The following is a 17556-nucleotide window of genomic DNA, read 5'->3' as shown; positions in this document are numbered from 1 at the left end:
CCTTATTTTAAATTTACGCAATGATAAATCGTGTAGGACAGAACTTTTATTTGTCAAAACTAGTCTAATAAGCATATTCAATTAATGTAGAACCTCTATGAATTTTTTAAGATCCTCTTTTAGTTTTTTATCCCCTATTTTTAGTTTTTTCTTGGCAAATCTTGCTTTATTATCAGTAAGCCGTTTATTACTTGCTATTTGGCAAAATGAACGAATTTCTGCCGTAAATGGATGGGTATCGCTTTTTCTACAAGGAATTAGAATTGATATTGTAAGTTTATGTTGGTTGTTTTCCGTACCAATTTTACTGACTTGTTTTTTTGCCAATAAAACCAGTTTGGGAACGGCGGTAAATCATTTTGTCCGCGTCTGGCTTGTTGCAAGTACGGTATTTATTCTATTTATGGAATTTGCTACACCCGCATTTATTGAGACCTATGATTTCCGCCCAAACCGCTTGTTTGTGGAATATTTAGTTAATCCAAAAGAAGTGTTCACAATGTTGGCAAACGGGCATCTTGTGGCATTAATTTTAACCCCAATTCTGACCGCACTTTCTGTTTATGGCGTGTGGAAATTCTCTGCTCATTTATGGGACGATTTAGTGTACCCTCAGTGGCAATGGCGACCTGTGATTTTCTTGGTCGTCGGGCTACTGACCTTTATTGGTGCACGTTCTAGTTTTCAACATCGTGGCATTAACCCAGCAATGGTAGCGTTTTCCTCTGATCCATTGGTTAATTCTTTAGTATTAAACTCGGGTTATTCTGTTATCTTTGCGATTCAACAGTTTAAAGATGAAAGTAACTCCTCAGAAATTTATGGCAAGATGCCTCTTGAAGAAGTGGTGGAAACCTTGAAACAGGTGCGTGGTCGCCCTGAGAGCGATTATATTTCTGCGGATTTCCCAACGCTCACACACAACAAGCCAACCTATAACGGAAAGCCAAAAAATTTGGTGATTATTTTGGAAGAAAGTTTAGGTGCACAATTTATTGGTACACTAGGCGGCAAACCGCTTTCCCCGCATTTTGACGAGCTTGCTAAACAAGGCTGGTTATTTGAAAATCTCTATGCCACAGGTACACGTTCCGTTCGCGGAATAGAAGCGGTTACTGCAGGTTTCACGCCAACACCTGCTCGCTCAGTGGTGAAATTGGCAGGAGCACAAAATGGCTTTTTTACCATTGCATCTTTGCTCGGACAACAAGGTTATCACACTTCCTTTATTTATGGTGGGGAAAAACATTTTGATAATATGGCTAGCTTTTTCTACGGCAATGGTTTCCAAAAAATTATCGATCAATCTGAATATAAAGAACCAAAATTTACGGGAACTTGGGGAGTGAGCGATGAAGATTTATTTGATAAAGCCAACGCGGAATTTACCGAATTACACCGCACTGGTCAGCCTTTCTTCAGTCTTGTGTTTACTTCAAGCAACCACGATCCATTTGAGTTTCCTGATGGCAAGATTGATCTTTATGAGCAGCCAAAACAAACCCGCAATAATGCGGCGAAATATGCGGATCACGCATTAGGACATTTTTTCCAATTAGCGAAAAATTCAGATTATTGGAAAGACACAGTTTTTCTTGTGATTGCAGATCACGATTCCCGCGTGGGAGGTGCATCGCTTGTGCCAATTAAACATTTCCATATCCCAGCATTAATTTTAGGCGAAGGTATTGAACCACGCCGTGATAACCGCTTGGTAAGCCAAATTGATATGCCAACCACCTTGCTTTCCTTGATTGGAGTAGGTGGCGACTATCCAATGTTAGGTTATGATTTAACCCAGCCAGTCGATCCAAACCGTGCATTAATGCAATTTGACCGCACAATGGCATTCCGCCGTGGTGATGATGTCGCCATTTTACAACAAGGGCAGCCCGTACAAGGTTTCCACTATGATGAAAAAAGTGGGCAGCTTACTCCAAATGATATTGCACCATCATTACAAAAAGAAGCTTTAGCTTATGCTTTATGGGGTAGCTATGCCTATAAACAAAAATTGTTTCAGGGGAAAAAGTCAAAAGAGTGATGTAAATTTATAGGAAGCCAATAGATGGATATTGCGATTTCTAACTAAATGTTAGTGAGTGTTCGTGAGTAATGAAGTATAGTTTATTACCAATTTTTCATACCGCTCTATTATGGAACGGTATGACTTTTAATGAATAAAAGTATCTTCAAGCAAATAACGATATAAATATCAATTTATATACCGTTTATTTTCGTACTCAAAATAATAAGGATTACTATCCCGAAAGAAAAAATCCCGCTTTATTAAGCGAGATTTTTTCTTAAATTAGTAAATTAAAGATTCACTTTTTTTTCAAAACGCTCTGCGGCGTAATCCCAGTTTACTACGTTCCTGAATTCTTTAATGTAGTCTGGGCGACGGTTTTGGAATTTTAAGTAGTAAGCGTGTTCCCAAACATCTAAACCGAAAATTGGGTAGCCTTCGCAACCTGCGATTTCTTTACCCATTAATGGGCTGTCTTGGTTTGCAGTGGAAACTACTTCTAATTTACCGTTGTTTAACACTAACCACGCCCAGCCAGAACCGAAACGGGTTGCTGCAGCTTTTTCAAATTCTGCTTGGAATGCTTCCACAGAACCGAAATCACGGATAATGGCGTCTTTTAACGCGCCTTGTAAGGTAGTGCCTTTTTTCAAGCTTTTCCAGAACAAGCTATGATTAACGTGGCCACCAGCATTGTTGCGTAAACCTGTGCGTTTATCTGCTGGCACTTCTGCTAACTTGGTGATTAACTCACCCGGGCAAAGCTCAGCAAATTGCGGTAACGTTTCTAAAATGGCGTTGGCGTTGTTCACATAAGCTTGGTGATGTTTGCTGTAGTGAATTTCCATTGTTTGTGCATCGAAATGTGGTTCTAATGCATCGTAGGCATAGCCTAGTTCAGGTAGAGTGTAAGCCATAAAATTTTCCTTCTTAAAATAATCATTAGGTACTAAATTCTTGTGTATTCTAGCAAGAAACTTGATTAAGATCATTAAAAGTTTAAATTTCTAGCGAAAAATAAAGGGGCTGTCCTAGATAACAACTAAAAAATCTATTTAGGTTAGAATGAACCAATGAGAAAAAGTCGTCTAAGTCAGCACAAACAAAATAAACTCATTGAGCTATTTGTTGCAGGTGTTACTGCAAGGACAGCAGCAGAGTTAGTCAATGTAAACAAAACGACTGCCGCATATTACTTTCATCGTTTATGCCAACTCATCTATCAAAACAGCCTTCACTTAGAGATGTTTGAAGGTGAAATTGAAGCCGATGAAAGTTATTTTGGCGGTGCTCGCAAAGGCAAACGTGGTCGTGGTGCGGCAGGGAAAATTGCGGTATTCGGGCTTCTCAAGCGCAATGGCAAGGTTTATACCGTTGCGGTTCCAAATACGCAATCTGCCACCTTGTTACCCATTATTCGGGAGCAGGTAAAGCCTGATAGTATTGTTTACACCGATAATTATCGTAGTTATGACGTGCTTGATGTGAGTGAATTTAGTCATTTTCGTATCAATCACAGCACACATTTTGCTGAAAATCATAACCACATTAACGGAATTGAGAATTTTTGAAGCCAAGCAAAACGCCATTTACGCAAATTTAATGGTATCCCAAAAGCGCATTTTGAGCTTTATTTAAAGGAATGTGAATGGCGTTTTAATTACAGCAACATAAAAAGTCAAATTTCTATTTTAAAACAATTGGTTAAAGGGAGTTTAGTCTAGTTATCTAGGACAGCCCCAATTATAAAATAAAATGTAGCTTATCCTTGACTTTGGGGAAGTGCGGTGTAAAAATCGCAAGGTTTTTTCATCTAACCTATTAAGGATAATGTAATGAATCTTTCACAAACACTTAAAAATGAATTTTTTGGCGGCTGGAAACCCTTTGAAGTGGTATGGCTTTTCCTCTTTATCGCGGCACAAGTTTTCGCCTATGTGCAATCTCCCGTGTCTTGGCTAGAAGCATTGGCAGGCATTTCAGGCATTTTATGCGTTGTTTTTGTCGGCAAAGGAAAAATCAGTAACTACTTATTCGGCTTGATTTTTGCTTATAGCTATTTTTATGTTTCTCTCGACAACAAATTCTATGGCGAAATGACTACCACCCTTTATGTTTACATCCCCGCACAATTTATCGGTTATTTCTTGTGGAAAGAAAATATGCGTAACAATGTGGCACAAAGCGAAACTGTCATTGCGAAATTCCTCACCGCTAAAGGCTGGACAACCTTAATTGCCCTTGTATCATTGGGCTCTATCGCGTTCATCAGTATTCTTAAAACCACTGACGGCAATTCCATCGGGCTTGATGGCGTTACCACCGTGCTGGTTATCGCCGCTCAACTACTGATGATCTTGCGTTACAGCGAACAGTGGATTTTATGGATCATCATCAACATTCTTTCCGTGATCCTTTGGGCTGAAACCCCAGCGATGTATTTAATGTACGGTGCTTATTTGCTTAACTCCTTATATGGGTATTATAACTGGTCGAAATTGGCGAAAAATGCGTAAAAAAACGACCGCACTTAGTAAAATAAAAAACTTGGCTAGATTGCCAAGTTTTTTTATTGATGGAACAACTGTAAGTTGATTTTAACGTAACGAGCCGCAATGTTATGCAACTTCTTCAACATCAACCCAACGTTTTTCTTGGTAAGATTTTGCAATCGCATCAAGAACACGGGAAACTTTAAAGCCTTCTTCAAAATCGGGATACATTGGCGTGTCGTTTGCAATGCCATTAATCAAATCACGAATTTCCACCGTTTTTTGATCATTAAAACCAATTCCGTGTCCAGCACTGACACAAAAATGTTTGTAATCTGGGTGAAGCGGACCCGTAAGCAAGGTTTTAAATCCTTGTCGTGTGGGATCATCAGTATGTAAGTAGAGCTTTAATTCTGCCATTCGTTCTTGGGTGTAACTGATCGTCCCTTTCGTCCCCGTAATCACGTAACTTAATCCCATTTTTCGCCCGCAAGCAATACGAGAGGTTTCAATTGTTCCCATACAACCATTTGCAAAACGTACCATTGCAGTGGCTTGATCTTCATTTTCTACGGGCAGTTGTTCTGATAAATTTTGCGGATTTGGACGGGTCTTAATTACGGTTTGCATATCGCCAATCACCGTTTTAATTTCGCTTCCTACCAAGTATTGCGACATTTGAACAATATGAGCAGCAAGATCACCTAACGCCCCTAAGCCAGCTTTTTCCTTGATACAATGCCAATTCCGCGGCGTATTAGGATTAGCTAAATAATCTTCATTATGTGTGCCATAAAAATGCACAATTTCACCGATTTCTCCACGCTCAATAATTTCTTTAGCAAGTTGTGTGGTGGGGTTTTTGATGTAATTAAATCCCACAAGGGTTTTTACGCCCGCCTTTTTCGCGGCTTGAAACATTAATTTTGCCTCTTCAGCCGTTAAAGCCAGCGGTTTTTCTGAATAAACGTGTTTGCCTTGTCCAATTGCAGCTAATGCAATTTCTTTATGTAGAAAGTTTGGCGTACAAATATCTACTACATCAATATCGGGATCTTGCACCACATCACGCCAATCTCCTGTAGAACGCTTAAAGCCAAATTCTTTAGCTTTTTGGGCAGCTAACTCAGGTGTGATTTCTGCAAGATAATTGCATTCTAGCTCGGCTTCTAACGGAAAAACCGTTGGGGCTTGTGCATAAGCAATTGCGTGGCATCGTCCAATATAGCCCGTGCCGATTAATCCAATTTTTACTTTTTTCATTTCTTTTTCCTTATGCAAGAAAAAAGAGATTTCCATCACGAAAATCTCTTTTATTTTTTATTATAAGGTTGGCATACTGAATGCGGCTTGAGAATCCATATTTTGTTCTGGCCAACGTGTTGTTACCGTTTTCATTTTAGTATAAAAACGCACACCATCTGGACCATATACATTTAATGCCCCAAATGCCGAATCTTTCCACCCACCAAAACAGTGGAACGCCATTGGCACAGGGATTGGAATATTCACCCCAACCATTCCTGCTTGTACACGGTAGGAAAATTCTCTTGCGGCAGCTCCGCTATTGGTGAAAATCGCCGCACCATTACCAAATTGGTGGTCATTGATTAAACGCATTGCATCTTCAAAATTTTTCGCACGAACAATACCAAGTACAGGACCAAAAATTTCTTCTTTGTAAATCACCATATCTTCAGTAACGTGATCAAATAACGTACCTCCGATAAAGAAACCCTCTTCATAGCCAGCTGGTTTTTTATTACGTCCATCCACGACTAAAGTAGCACCCTCTTCCACACCTTTATCAATATATTTCGTGACATTGTTTAAGTGTTGTTGGGTAATGAGCGGTCCAAAATCCATTTCTTTTTCGCCTTCTTTTGGAATACCTGGTCCATAACGTAAGGCTTCTACTTTTGGTTTTAACGCAGCTACTAATTTATCCGCGGTTTCATCATCAATGGTTACTGCAATCGGTAATGCCATACAACGCTCACCCGCTGCACCAAATGCAGCACCGAGTAAGGCATCGGCAGTGGAATTAATATCCACATCAGGCATTACTAAACCGTGATTTTTTGCCGCACCAAGTGCTTGTACACGTTTACCATATTCCGATCCTACTTTATGTACATATTCTGCAGCAGTGGTTGAACCAACAAAGCTGACCGCTTTAACGCGAGGATCGCGAAGTAAAATTTCATTATCGTGACGATCGCCATGCACTACATTAAACACACCATCTGGCAAACCTGCTTCTTTTAATAATTCAGCAAGACGAATAGAAAGTGAAGGGTCAGTTTTCGCAGGCTTCAAAATAAAGGTATTTCCGCAAGCTAATGCAACAGGGAACATCCACATTGGGACCATTGCGGGGAAGTTAAACGGCGTGATCCCAACACAAACCCCCAAAGGTTGCATTGTCGAATGAATATCAATGCCCCGCCCTGCTTGCTCTGAAAATTCGCCCTTAAGTAAATGCGGAATACCACAAGCAAACTCTACCACTTCTAAACCGCGAGCTAATTCTCCACAAGAATCAGAGTAAACTTTGCCGTGTTCCTCTGTAATTAGGCGAGCTAAACTATCCCAATCACGTTGCAGTAATTCTTTAAATTTAAATAATATTCTTGCTCGACGTAATGGCGAAGTTGCTGCCCATTCAGGAAAAGCACGTTGTGCCACATCAACAGCTTCTAGCACTTCTGCTTCAGTACTCATACTCACTTGGCGAATTTGTTTTCCTGTTGCGGGGTTAAAAATTGGCCATACTTTTTCGCCTTTACTTTCAACAAGTTTTCCATTAATAAAATTTAAAACGGTTTCCATTCTTTGCTCCTTAACTTAAAAGTGAATCAATATCGGCTTATTGCGTAGATTTAAGTCTGCGTTAGCTTAGAATAATGAAATGGATTTTTCAATTCGCTTTTTCTTTTAATGAAATAATTATTTTATTTTTGTGATCTAGGTTGGATATTTGACAAATTTTTATGACAGAATTACGCCCGTTGATCTATGATTTGGATGAAAACTCACCTAATTATCTAAGATGAGAGGTTAATATGAGCTATTTATTATCGAAATCCGCAAAACAAAATCCAGCACCTAATGGCTTAGTGCAAAAAATCACACCTGAAAGTGCTGGTTGGGAATATGTTGGCTTTGAGTGCTATCATCTCCAATCCAATCAATCTTTATATTTTGATACAGAAGGCACGGAAGTTTGTTTTGTGGTTATCGCAGGAAAATGTACGTTTTCCACAAACGGACAAACATTTAAACATATCGGCAATCGCCAATCACCTTTTGACCGCATTCCGCCTTATTCTCTCTATGTTCCTCACCATCACCAAGTTGAAATTCAAGCCGAGACTTATTTGGAATTAGCGGTTTGTCGTGCACCTAGTGAAGGCAATTTACCTGTGCGTTTAATTACGCCTCAAGAAGTGGGCGTTGAGCAACGTGGGTTTGGTAATAATAAACGCCTTGTGCATAATATTCTGCCTGAAACAGAACCCGCTGATGCCTTATTAGTTGTGGAAGTATTTACTGATGAGGGCAACACCAGTTCATACCCAAGTCATAAACACGATCAAAAAAATAGCGAGATGGAAACTTATTTAGAAGAAACCTACTATCATCGCTTTGAGCTGGCACAAGGCTTTTGCTTACAACGTGTTTATACGGATGACCGCAGCTTAGATGAATGTATGGCGGTTTATGATGGTGATGTGGTTAAAGTGCCGAAAGGCTATCACCCCGTCGCGACGATTGCGGGTTATAATAATTATTACCTTAATGTGATGGCAGGTCCTGTACGCAAATGGCGGTTTACTTGGGAAAAAGATCACCAATGGATCAACAGCACAGACTACCAAAACAAATTTACGCACTTACGATAATTTATCAATGTATTGATCTTGGCTATAGCATTTTTCAGCCAAGTTCAATACCCATTCTTTGCAACATAAGCATAAAAAATTAAATCATCTTGCTTTTTCTTTGATTACTAATGCGGCTGCACCTTTCACACCTGCAGAATCAAGCAGTTGGCTTGGTTTGATTTGCAGATTTTGTAGGGATACGCCTAAGGCATAGTGCGGTAGGAATTTTTGTATTTTTTCGATGATGAAATCGGCGGATTTTGCAACTCCACCAGCCAGCACAATAAGTTCAGGGTTAAAAATATTAATCAGCACGCCTAAACCGTAAGTCAAATATTTTGCGAAACTATCCACCACTTGCAGTGCGAGATGATCGCCTTTTTTGGCGTATTCAAAAATATGATGTGCTTGTAGAGAATCTAAATCCGTGGAAAAACGTTGGAAAAACTCACCGCACTTTTGTTTATCCGTTTCAGGTGCGGAAAGACGTTTTTTGGCTTCCCGCACTAATCCCGGGGCGGAAGTATAAGTTTCCAAGCAGCCTGTTAAACCGCAGCCGCATTTCATTCCTTGTTCATTCACCATAATATGGCCAAATTCGCCCGCACAGCCGCCTGAACCAGACAACACCTTGCCGTTTAGCAAAATGCCTGAAGCAATGCCCGTGCCAATCGGCACAACAATGAGATTCGCCACGCCTTGTCCTGCACCGAATAAATGTTCTCCCAAGGTAATGGCTCGCACATCGTTTTCCACCACCACATTTTTATGAGAGATTTCTTCCATTAATTGCTTGGCATTGAAATCATTGCCCCAAGAAAAATTAGCCGCGATTTTAACGATCGCTTGATCCACCACAGGGCCTGGAATTCCCAAGCCGATGCCTGCTAATTGTGCTTCTGAAAGCTGATGTTGTGCAAGCAAATCCAAAATGGTCTGCCAAATGCGAGAAAAAGTGGATCTTGCCCCTTGCTGAGATAAAGTCGGAATGCTCTGTTCTGCAAGAATATTAAAATGGTTGTCTAAAATGCCGATTTTTGTATTTGTGCCGCCAATGTCCACGCCTGCGTAATATTTCATCATCAACTCTATTTATTTTGATAATCTTAAATTTCAACATAACTGATTTAGCCAACTCAGACTATGATAAATATCATAGTTTTGTCGTGATAAAGATCACAATTTAATAAAATAACAAGGGATTCACATTTAGAGATAAAAAAATCTGCTCATAATGAGCAGATTTTATAGGAATGGAACTAAAATTAGTTTTTCGCCGCAGCTGCCGCTTTCACGATCACCGCGAATGCTGGCGCTTTTAATGAAGCACCGCCTACTAATGCACCGTCAATGTCTGGCTGAGTGAATAATTCTGCGGCGTTTGCATCATTGACTGAGCCGCCGTATTGAATGATCACTTGATCTGCCACCGCTTGAGATTTCGCTGCGATATGGCCACGAATAAAGGCGTGAACCGCTTGTGCTTGCGCTGGAGTCGCTGATTTTCCTGTGCCGATTGCCCAGATTGGCTCATAAGCAATCACCGCACCATTGAACGCTTCTACGCCCAACGCATTGATGACCGCATCAATTTGGCGTGCGCACACTTCTTCTGTTTTACCCGCTTCGTTTTCTGCTTCAGATTCACCAATACATAACACAGGTACTAAGCCCGCTTCTTTCAGTGCGGCGAATTTTTTGGCAATAAATTCATCGCTTTCTTTATGATAAGTGCGACGTTCAGAATGCCCGATGATGATATATTTCGCACCAAAATCTTTTAACATTGCCGTTGAAATATCACCAGTGAACGCACCTTGTACGTTTACATCAACGTTTTGTGCGCCTAAGGCAATTTGGCTGCCTGCAAGTGCTGCTTCAGCTTCTGCTAAATACATCACTGGCGGTGCGATCGCCACATCACAACCGTTTACGCCGGCTAATTCCGCTTTTAAGCCTTCGATTAGCTCTTTGGTAAACGCTTTGCTACCGTTTAACTTCCAGTTACCCATAACTAAAGGACGACGTGCCATAATTTTTCTCCATAGTAATTAACAAAAAATAACCGCATTACTATATCAAATTTTTGCTCTGCATCCGTTGATTTTAGGCAAATTTGAAAAATTTTTTTGTGAAAAGATGATTATTTTGCATTAAAAAGCTACAATCTACTGTATAGATTTCACAAAAAATCATCAATATGAAAATTTTTAAAGCTGAACAATGGAATTTAGAGCTGTTGCTGCCCCTTTTTGAACAATATCGCCTTTCACAAGGAATGGCAGAAAATCCTGACCGCACCTTAACCTTTCTCACCAACCGTATTCGCTTTAGTGAAAGCATTTTTTTCCTTGCGGTAGACACTCAAAACCAAGCGCTTGGTTTTATTCAGCTTTATCCTCGCCTTTCATCCTTGCAACTGCAACGCTATTGGCAACTGACGGATATTTTTGTGCTGCCTCAACAAAATTCTACAGAAATTTACACCGCACTTATCGCCAAAGCGAAAGAATTTGTGCGTTATACGCAATCATCCCGTCTTGTTATTGAGCAACGTACACAGCAAGAAGATTGGCTTGAGATGGCGGGTTTTAGGGCGAATACGAAAAAACAAATTTTTGAATTACGTTTATAGCTATAGCATTTCTTCATCTCGTTCAGATCTTTCTCACTTCTCCTTCATAAATGCTTTGTCATACAAAGCATTCATTTTGTGATCTACTTCAAATAATCAAAATTTTGCTGTTTCAATTTCGTTTTTTTTTTGTGATTATAGTGAAATAGAGTTTCATATTTTTTTGTATTGTTTGGAGATTATGAGTATGAAAATGATAAAACCTCTCTTATTCGCCTCTACAGTTTCTGCATTTGCCTTACAAGTTCAAGCGGCAAATGTGAATGCTATTCTTAGCTGGGAGGATGTGCGTTATAACGATGAATATAATAAAACGGGTGATAATACGGGGCAGGCTCGCAATTATCACGGTTATCGTTTAGATACTACGATTTCACCGGATAATTCAAATTGGACGTTTAGTTTTGGTATTCGCCAAAATCGTTCTAAAGGCTATACACGAACTGTTAATGATACCAATCCCGCTTATAGCAGTGCTTCGTCTAAACCACAAATTGAACAGTTAATCGGGCAACGTGATTATCAACGTATGGATTTTGGCGTGGGTTATCGCTATCGTTTTTCTAATGGCTGGGTTCAGCCTTCAATTAATATTCGACAAGATAAAACGATCAATATCAATGGGAATAATGACACCTTTGATTTCTATAATATGGATATTACCTATAACTATAATATTACAGAGCAACTTGTTTGGAATGGGCGTTTTAAACCAGAACTGATTAAATATGAATATAAACGCAATAAAGCCAGTTCTAATAACTCGAAAGAGCAGCAGCTTCACCAACGTGCAACGCGTTTAGGTTATGAATTAGAACAAGGATTACGCTATCTCATTACGCCAAATTGGAATATGGAAATTGCGTATAATGATATTCGTAACCGTCGAGATGACAATGCCCAATGGGAAAATTCTACATTAACAGAAAGTAACCCTCAACTTCGCCTTTATATGACTTATAAAACCAACTTTGGTCTTACGCTTTCCCCTTATGTTCGTAAATCGCTCCTTGGAAAAATTAAAGTGAAAAATGAAAGCAGTGGTTCTGTAGAGAAACGCGATCTCACGCGTTATGCAATGCGTGTTCAATATCAAGTGAATAATAATTTCACTTTATTAGGGGAATTTTATCGGGAAAATGTGAAATTCACTAATAACCCAGATAAAGCAACGTCAAAACAAAATTACTTGCGTTTAGGTATGAGAGTTACGTTCTAATTTCTGTTTAATTGGAGGTTCAAATGAAAAAGCTACAACGATTACCTTTGGCTGTTTTAATCAGTATTGGACTATATGGAATACCAACAGAGAGTTTTGCTGCTTGTACAGCTTCAGGCAATACTATAACGATTGATAATAATGCATGTGAAATTAGTGCGACAGAGCCATCTGGTTTAACTACCTCGCAAACTGTTTCATTAAAATCTTCAAAGGATAAACAACAGCAAGGACAAATTAAGGTAAATACTGATCTCAGCGGTAGTAATAACGCTCTTATATTAGAAGATTCGTTAGGATTAAGGTACACCGTCCAAGTTGGTGAGAGTAAAGCCGTTACTATTCAAAGTGATGGAACTGCAATTCTTTATAATGGCTCTGAATTAAGGGCAAATGGTGATGGTATTAACATTAAAAATAGAAGTACCGTTAAGGGAACGAACTATTCTATCCAAGCCCCTAATTTAGCAAAAAATAATATGAAAATTACAGTAGATAATAGTACTGTAGAAGGAAACATTGCTATTAAGGAATTTGATAAGTCTGGTCACCAAATTGAGGTTAAAGGCGAAAGTACATTAAAAGGCGATATTAGCGGCATAACCAATATTAATGTAACGAGTGGCACATTAAATGTTAAAAGTGGGCAAACTGGAGCTAACTATAATAAAGCTTATCTTCAAATGAAAAAAGATACTAGCTTAAACCTTATTCTTGAAGATAAAAATGCTGATACACTTTTGACAACAGCTAAAATTATTTTTAATGATAATAGCACAGTGAAATTGACACTTGGCGAGAATGTTACCGCTGATGATATTGATGGTAAGCAACTTACATTATTGAAGATCACGGAGCAAGCTCAAAAAATACCGACCGCTGAAATCCATATTTTTAATAAAGATGGCACGGACATTACAGACACTTTAAAATCTAGCCGTGATTTACCTAAGCAAGACGATGAGTGGGTGGAATTAGTTGAGCAAGGCGGGAGTATCAAAAACCGTACCGAGGGGAATAATTTAGTCTTCGAATACAAAAAATCCAATGAAATTAAAATAAAGGAAAATAGTATTCAGAACTTCTTAGATAAGACTTCTGAACAATCTGATTTTATTGGTTATATTTTAAAAAATTCTATAGGGGTGGGTAATGAGGAGAGAGAAACATTTCTCAAACAATTCCCTAAAACGACTCAAATTGTTTCTTTATCCCGCCAATTCTTACCCGATTTAAGCGGTGCAGATATCCAATCGGCTTGGGTGTGGAGCGAGCAAATGCGAAGTCATATTGAACAACGCACTCTCGCCTATCGACACCAATTACCAAGCTATGAGCGTGAAGATGGGTGGAATCTTTGGGCAAGTTCTTCTTTTGCTAAAGGAAAAAATTCAACCGCTTATGACTATAGCTTAAATCGTTATGGTGTGCATATTGGTATGGATCGTCAAATTAATGATAAGGCATTGCTTGGATTTTCCTTTGGTGTAAATCGTAGTACGCTCAGTAACAGCAATGTGAATAAGAATCTAACTTATATTACATTTATGCCTTATATGGAATGGAAAGATGATTTTTATTTTGCTGAAGCTAATCTCATCGGCGGATCTTATTCTGTAGATAGTACGCGTTCTATTGGTAATACTACGGCAACAGGGGATTACTCAGGATTCCAAGTGGGCTATCAAGTTACAGGGGGAATCGATACTGAATTTAGAGGAGTATCTTTACGTCCATTTATGAGTTTGAAACAACAATGGTTCAGTAATTCAGGCTGGAAAGAAACAGGTTCACCATTTGCACTGGAATCTGATACTCAAACCTATAATGCTCGTCATATTGGTGCGGGGATTTCGCTCTGGAAACGCTTTGATTTAAGTATTGGGAAGTTTGTACCAAGCTTTGATCTGCAATATTACAAGCAATTTGGTTCATCTCAGCTAAATGGTCATTATCGTTTAGCTGGCGATACAACCACGCCGCAAGAGGGGATTTTGACGATGAATGCGGTGGGTGGAAATCAATTTACTACAAAATTTAATGCGAGTTTAGATATTACTGAAACGTTGAATGTATCAAGTTCATTGTCTTACAACAAATTTGGTAAATATAACGAAGCAGCATTTGGTGTAAGTTTAAGTAGCACATTCTAAGGAGTTGGGCAATGTTAGGAAAAATGAAAAAAAGCCGTCTTTCAGTCCTTGCACTTGCCCTGTCTGCGGCGTTGGCGGCAGGCAGTAGCATTGCAAAGGATACCAATGATCCCCATCAGATAATGCAAGCGAAAATAGAGCCTTTTGTAACTAGTGCGGTGTTAAAAGATTTCACCGTCGGTAAAGGCAGCCAGCTTTCGCTCAGTTCATTACGTTCTATTACGGGCAAAACTTCATTAGAATGGAATTGGCAATCAGGGAGTAGCATTGTTTTTCATCGTGATTATTATGTGCCGACAGATGCAGAATCTTTCCAAGCTTTAGGGCGGAAAGCGACGCCGCTCTTTTCATTTTTTATTTATAATGAAACGCCGATTGATGATTATTTAGTTGTTGATTTAGGACAAGGGGTAACAGCATATAATTCGGGCGATGCGGGCTTGCGTGTTAAGCTAAATTTTAAAGGGTGGCGTGCAATAGGGGTTTCACTCAATAATGATATGGAATACCGTGAAATGGCTGGAGCAGGCACAGCAGGTGGAACACAAGACGGTAGTGGCACGGGGGGCGATGGCCCTGCTTTTTCTCTCGCACGTGGTATTGGAAGCAACATTGATTCCGTTCGCTTTACTGCACCAAGTGCGGTTAAAAAAGGACGCTTTTTTATCGACCATATTATGCTTTCCGTTGATGATGCACGTTATCAGTGGTCTGATTATCACGTTAAAACTCGCATCACTGAGCCTGAGGTAAAATATAAATATTCACCACTTCCAAACGTTTCTTCGGCACAATTACACCAAGATCTTAATACGGTTGAACAGCGTTTTAAACAGTTTTTATTAACGGAAAATGATCCTCGCTTTAAAGAAAATATCGATTTCAAAGCTCTCCAAAAAATCTTTACTTCATTTAATATTCAAAAGAATGCTGATGGGGTAATTACGGGGCGGCATGTGCTTACAGGCAAACAGAAAAACCGTTATCAAGTTGGGCATATGCGTGCTGAGGATAAAAAATACTTTGATGAGTACATTGATTTAGCTGATTATTCAACCTTAATGTATAACATCAGTCTTGCCTATAATAAGAGCCATAATAATAAAGAACGCCAGCAGTTGGCAAAAATGTATGTGCTACTAAGTGAGCATCTTATCGATCAAGGGTTCTATAAGGGCAGTGGGTTAATTACTACGCACCACTGGGGGTATAGTTCAAGATGGTGGTATTTATCGGCATTTCTGATGAAAGATGTGCTTGCTGATGCAGGATTGCAATCTACCATTTATGATGCCCTTTTGTGGTATGCCAGAGAGTTTAAAGATAGTTTTGATATGGTACTGACGCCAGACAGCTCAGATTTGGATTACTACAATACCTTAGCTCGTCAGCATTTTGCGTTACTCTTTTTAGAGAACAATATTGAAGAACGTGGACGTTTAATCTCGTCATTTGCAAATTATATCTCAGGTTCACTTTCGCAAACGGTTCCAGGGACAAAAGACGGGTTGCGACCAGATGGCACAGCTTGGCGGCATAATGGGAATTATCCAGGCTATTCTTTCCCAGCATTTCCTAATATGGCAGCCTTAGCGTATTTATTTAGTGGCACTGCCTTTGCGTTGAAGGACGCTGCCTATCAAAATTTGAAAAAAGCGTTAGTTTCTGCTTGGATCTATAGTAATCCATATACGGGGATCGCGTTGGGCGGACGTCACCCTTTTAAAACGGAATCGCTTTATACAATCGTTGATGCTTATCGTTGGCTTGCTTTAGCCAATAACGGTAAGGTCGATACAGAATTAGCCAGTATTTATTTGACGATTAGTGGGAAAACCGCAAAACAAAGTGCGGTGATTTTTAATCAAGAAATTTTACCCGCTAAATTGCCTCAAGGCTTTTGGGCATTTAATGGTGGGGCATTTGGTATCCATCGCTTTAACGACAAAATGGTTACACTGAAAACCTATAACAGTAATGTATGGTCATCAGAAATCTATTTTGAAGAAAATCGTTATGGCCGTTATCAAAGTAATGGATCGGCACAAATTCTTTCGCATAAAAAACCTGATGAACAAGGCTTTATCGAAAATGGTTGGGATTGGAATAGATTGCCTGGTACAACAGCCATTCATCTTTCATTAGATAAACTGAATAGCCCGATTGTACACACATTAATGTTAAGAGGCGAAACACCTTATAATGGTACTTCTTCTTTATTGCAAAAATATGGAATGATGGCATCTCATTTATTGTCCCCATCAAGACTTCAACATTTTGACCCTAGTTTTACCGCGAAAAAAACCGTGCTTGCCGCAGATGATCATTTGATTATGGTAGGAACGGATATTCGTAGTGGAAATAACAATCAAAATGTGGAAACCACCTTGTTTCAGCTTTCTAATGTAAGTAGTGGTAATGCAATATTTAACGGAAAGAATGTAACAAGTGCGACACCGCAAAGTTTTAAAACTGGTGATTGGCTTATTGATGGTGATGGTAATGGCTATTTAATCACTAATGCCCCTCTCGGTTATGTGGTTAAACAGAAACAGCACTCTATACAGGGCGAACCTGATGTTCGCTATGTGGGAATGGAGCGGAAAAAAACAGAGGGCGTATTTAGTTCGGCGTGGCTGGATCACAGCAAGCAAGGGAATAATGCTGGTTATGAATACCTTGTGGTACTTGATGCGAATCCAAGCAAAATGCAGGTCTTAGCGAATGCGTTGAAAAAAGGTGAAAAACCTTATCATTTCCAAGCACAAAGCAATGCCCATATTGTGAAAGATAAACTTTCGGGGGTAAATGGCTATGCGTTCTATTCTTCGGGTAGCATTGACGATGATTTGGTAAGCTCGGTAAATATGCCTGCTATCGTAATGGCGAAACAGGAAGGCAACCAACTTACCCTCAGCGGTGTGACCACCAAGCTAAATATCGCCAATGAAAAACGCCCAAAACCTTTGTTGGTGAAAGTTAGCCTAAAAGATGCGTGGAAAGTGAAACAATCGAATCCTAACGTAAAAGTCACTACTTCAGCGACAAATACAGAGGTGGTTTTCAGCAGTTTCTTTGGGATTCCGCAAGAAGTTATTTTGCAGAAGTAATGTTTGAGAAATAATCCTTGAAAAATAAACC

The 17556-nt window shown here is 39.4% G+C and carries 12 protein-coding genes and 1 pseudogene; 8 read left to right on the top strand and 5 right to left on the bottom strand.

All coding sequences use genetic code 11. The features are described 5' to 3' along the window. The first annotated feature begins 97 nt into the window (after window positions 1–97). Window positions 98–2044, top strand: coding sequence for an LTA synthase family protein (locus DXZ23_RS13220; protein WP_017805171.1), 1947 nt, complete (start codon window positions 98–100; stop codon window positions 2042–2044). Between the two features lie 275 nt (window positions 2045–2319). Here the strand turns inward: DXZ23_RS13220 and sodA are convergent, their stop codons facing one another. Continuing rightward, window positions 2320–2946 carry a superoxide dismutase [Mn] gene (sodA, locus tag DXZ23_RS13215; RefSeq protein WP_017805172.1) on the bottom strand — a complete coding sequence of 209 codons (627 nt, stop codon included), beginning with the start codon at window positions 2944–2946 and terminating at the stop codon, window positions 2320–2322. A 156-nt stretch (window positions 2947–3102) separates the two neighbouring features. Here sodA and DXZ23_RS13210 point away from each other — a divergent pair. Further along, window positions 3103–3753, top strand: a pseudogene (locus tag DXZ23_RS13210) (IS1595-like element ISHpa1 family transposase). Between the two features lie 111 nt (window positions 3754–3864). Continuing rightward, on the top strand, window positions 3865–4545 hold the full coding sequence (gene pnuC, locus DXZ23_RS13205) for a nicotinamide riboside transporter PnuC (protein WP_017805174.1): 681 nt from the start codon (window positions 3865–3867) through the stop codon (window positions 4543–4545). 102 nt (window positions 4546–4647) lie between these two features. On the opposite strand, the gene DXZ23_RS13200 is transcribed toward pnuC, so the two are convergent. Both DXZ23_RS13200 and DXZ23_RS13195 read right to left on the bottom strand, forming a co-directional pair. Beyond that, window positions 4648–5784, bottom strand: coding sequence for a Gfo/Idh/MocA family protein (locus DXZ23_RS13200; RefSeq protein WP_017805175.1), 1137 nt, complete (start codon window positions 5782–5784; stop codon window positions 4648–4650). A gap of 60 nt (window positions 5785–5844) precedes the next feature. After that, window positions 5845–7353, bottom strand: coding sequence for a CoA-acylating methylmalonate-semialdehyde dehydrogenase (locus DXZ23_RS13195; protein ID WP_021723879.1), 1509 nt, complete (start codon window positions 7351–7353; stop codon window positions 5845–5847). A 233-nt stretch (window positions 7354–7586) separates the two neighbouring features. Here DXZ23_RS13195 and iolB point away from each other — a divergent pair, with 233 nt between their 5' ends. Continuing rightward, window positions 7587–8426, top strand: a complete 840-nt coding sequence (gene iolB / locus DXZ23_RS13190) for a 5-deoxy-glucuronate isomerase (RefSeq protein WP_017805177.1) — start codon at window positions 7587–7589, stop codon at window positions 8424–8426. Between the two features lie 84 nt (window positions 8427–8510). Here the strand turns inward: iolB and DXZ23_RS13185 are convergent, their stop codons facing one another. Together DXZ23_RS13185 and tpiA are read right to left on the bottom strand one after the other, a co-directional pair. After that, window positions 8511–9491 carry an ROK family protein gene (locus DXZ23_RS13185; RefSeq protein WP_238544394.1) on the bottom strand — a complete coding sequence of 327 codons (981 nt, stop codon included), beginning with the start codon at window positions 9489–9491 and terminating at the stop codon, window positions 8511–8513. Window positions 9492–9673: 182 nt separating this feature from the next. Next, a complete protein-coding gene (gene tpiA, locus DXZ23_RS13180; RefSeq protein WP_017805179.1) occupies window positions 9674–10441 on the bottom strand; it encodes a triose-phosphate isomerase in 768 nt (255 codons plus the stop codon). Window positions 10442–10608: 167 nt separating this feature from the next. On the opposite strand from tpiA, the gene DXZ23_RS13175 reads away from it, so the two are divergent. The 4 genes from DXZ23_RS13175 to DXZ23_RS13160 all read left to right on the top strand — a co-directional run bounded on the left by DXZ23_RS13175 (window position 10609) and on the right by DXZ23_RS13160 (window position 17525). Then, complete coding sequence (locus DXZ23_RS13175) at window positions 10609–11043, top strand: GNAT family N-acetyltransferase (protein ID WP_017805180.1); 435 nt, start codon at window positions 10609–10611, stop codon at window positions 11041–11043. Between the two features lie 181 nt (window positions 11044–11224). Further along, window positions 11225–12262, top strand: coding sequence for a putative outer membrane beta-barrel protein (locus tag DXZ23_RS13170; RefSeq protein ID WP_147277877.1), 1038 nt, complete (start codon window positions 11225–11227; stop codon window positions 12260–12262). A gap of 23 nt (window positions 12263–12285) precedes the next feature. Further along, window positions 12286–14415 carry an autotransporter outer membrane beta-barrel domain-containing protein gene (locus tag DXZ23_RS13165; protein WP_017805182.1) on the top strand — a complete coding sequence of 710 codons (2130 nt, stop codon included), beginning with the start codon at window positions 12286–12288 and terminating at the stop codon, window positions 14413–14415. An 11-nt stretch (window positions 14416–14426) separates the two neighbouring features. Continuing rightward, entirely contained in the window at window positions 14427–17525 is a 3099-nt protein-coding gene (locus tag DXZ23_RS13160; RefSeq protein ID WP_017805183.1) for a chondroitinase family polysaccharide lyase, read from the top strand. Window positions 17526–17556: the final 31 nt, after the last annotated feature.

The organism is Avibacterium paragallinarum, assembly GCF_900450705.1.
Classification (GTDB): Bacteria; Pseudomonadota; Gammaproteobacteria; order Enterobacterales; family Pasteurellaceae; genus Avibacterium; species Avibacterium paragallinarum.
This window is presented reverse-complemented; position numbering and strand designations above follow the sequence as displayed.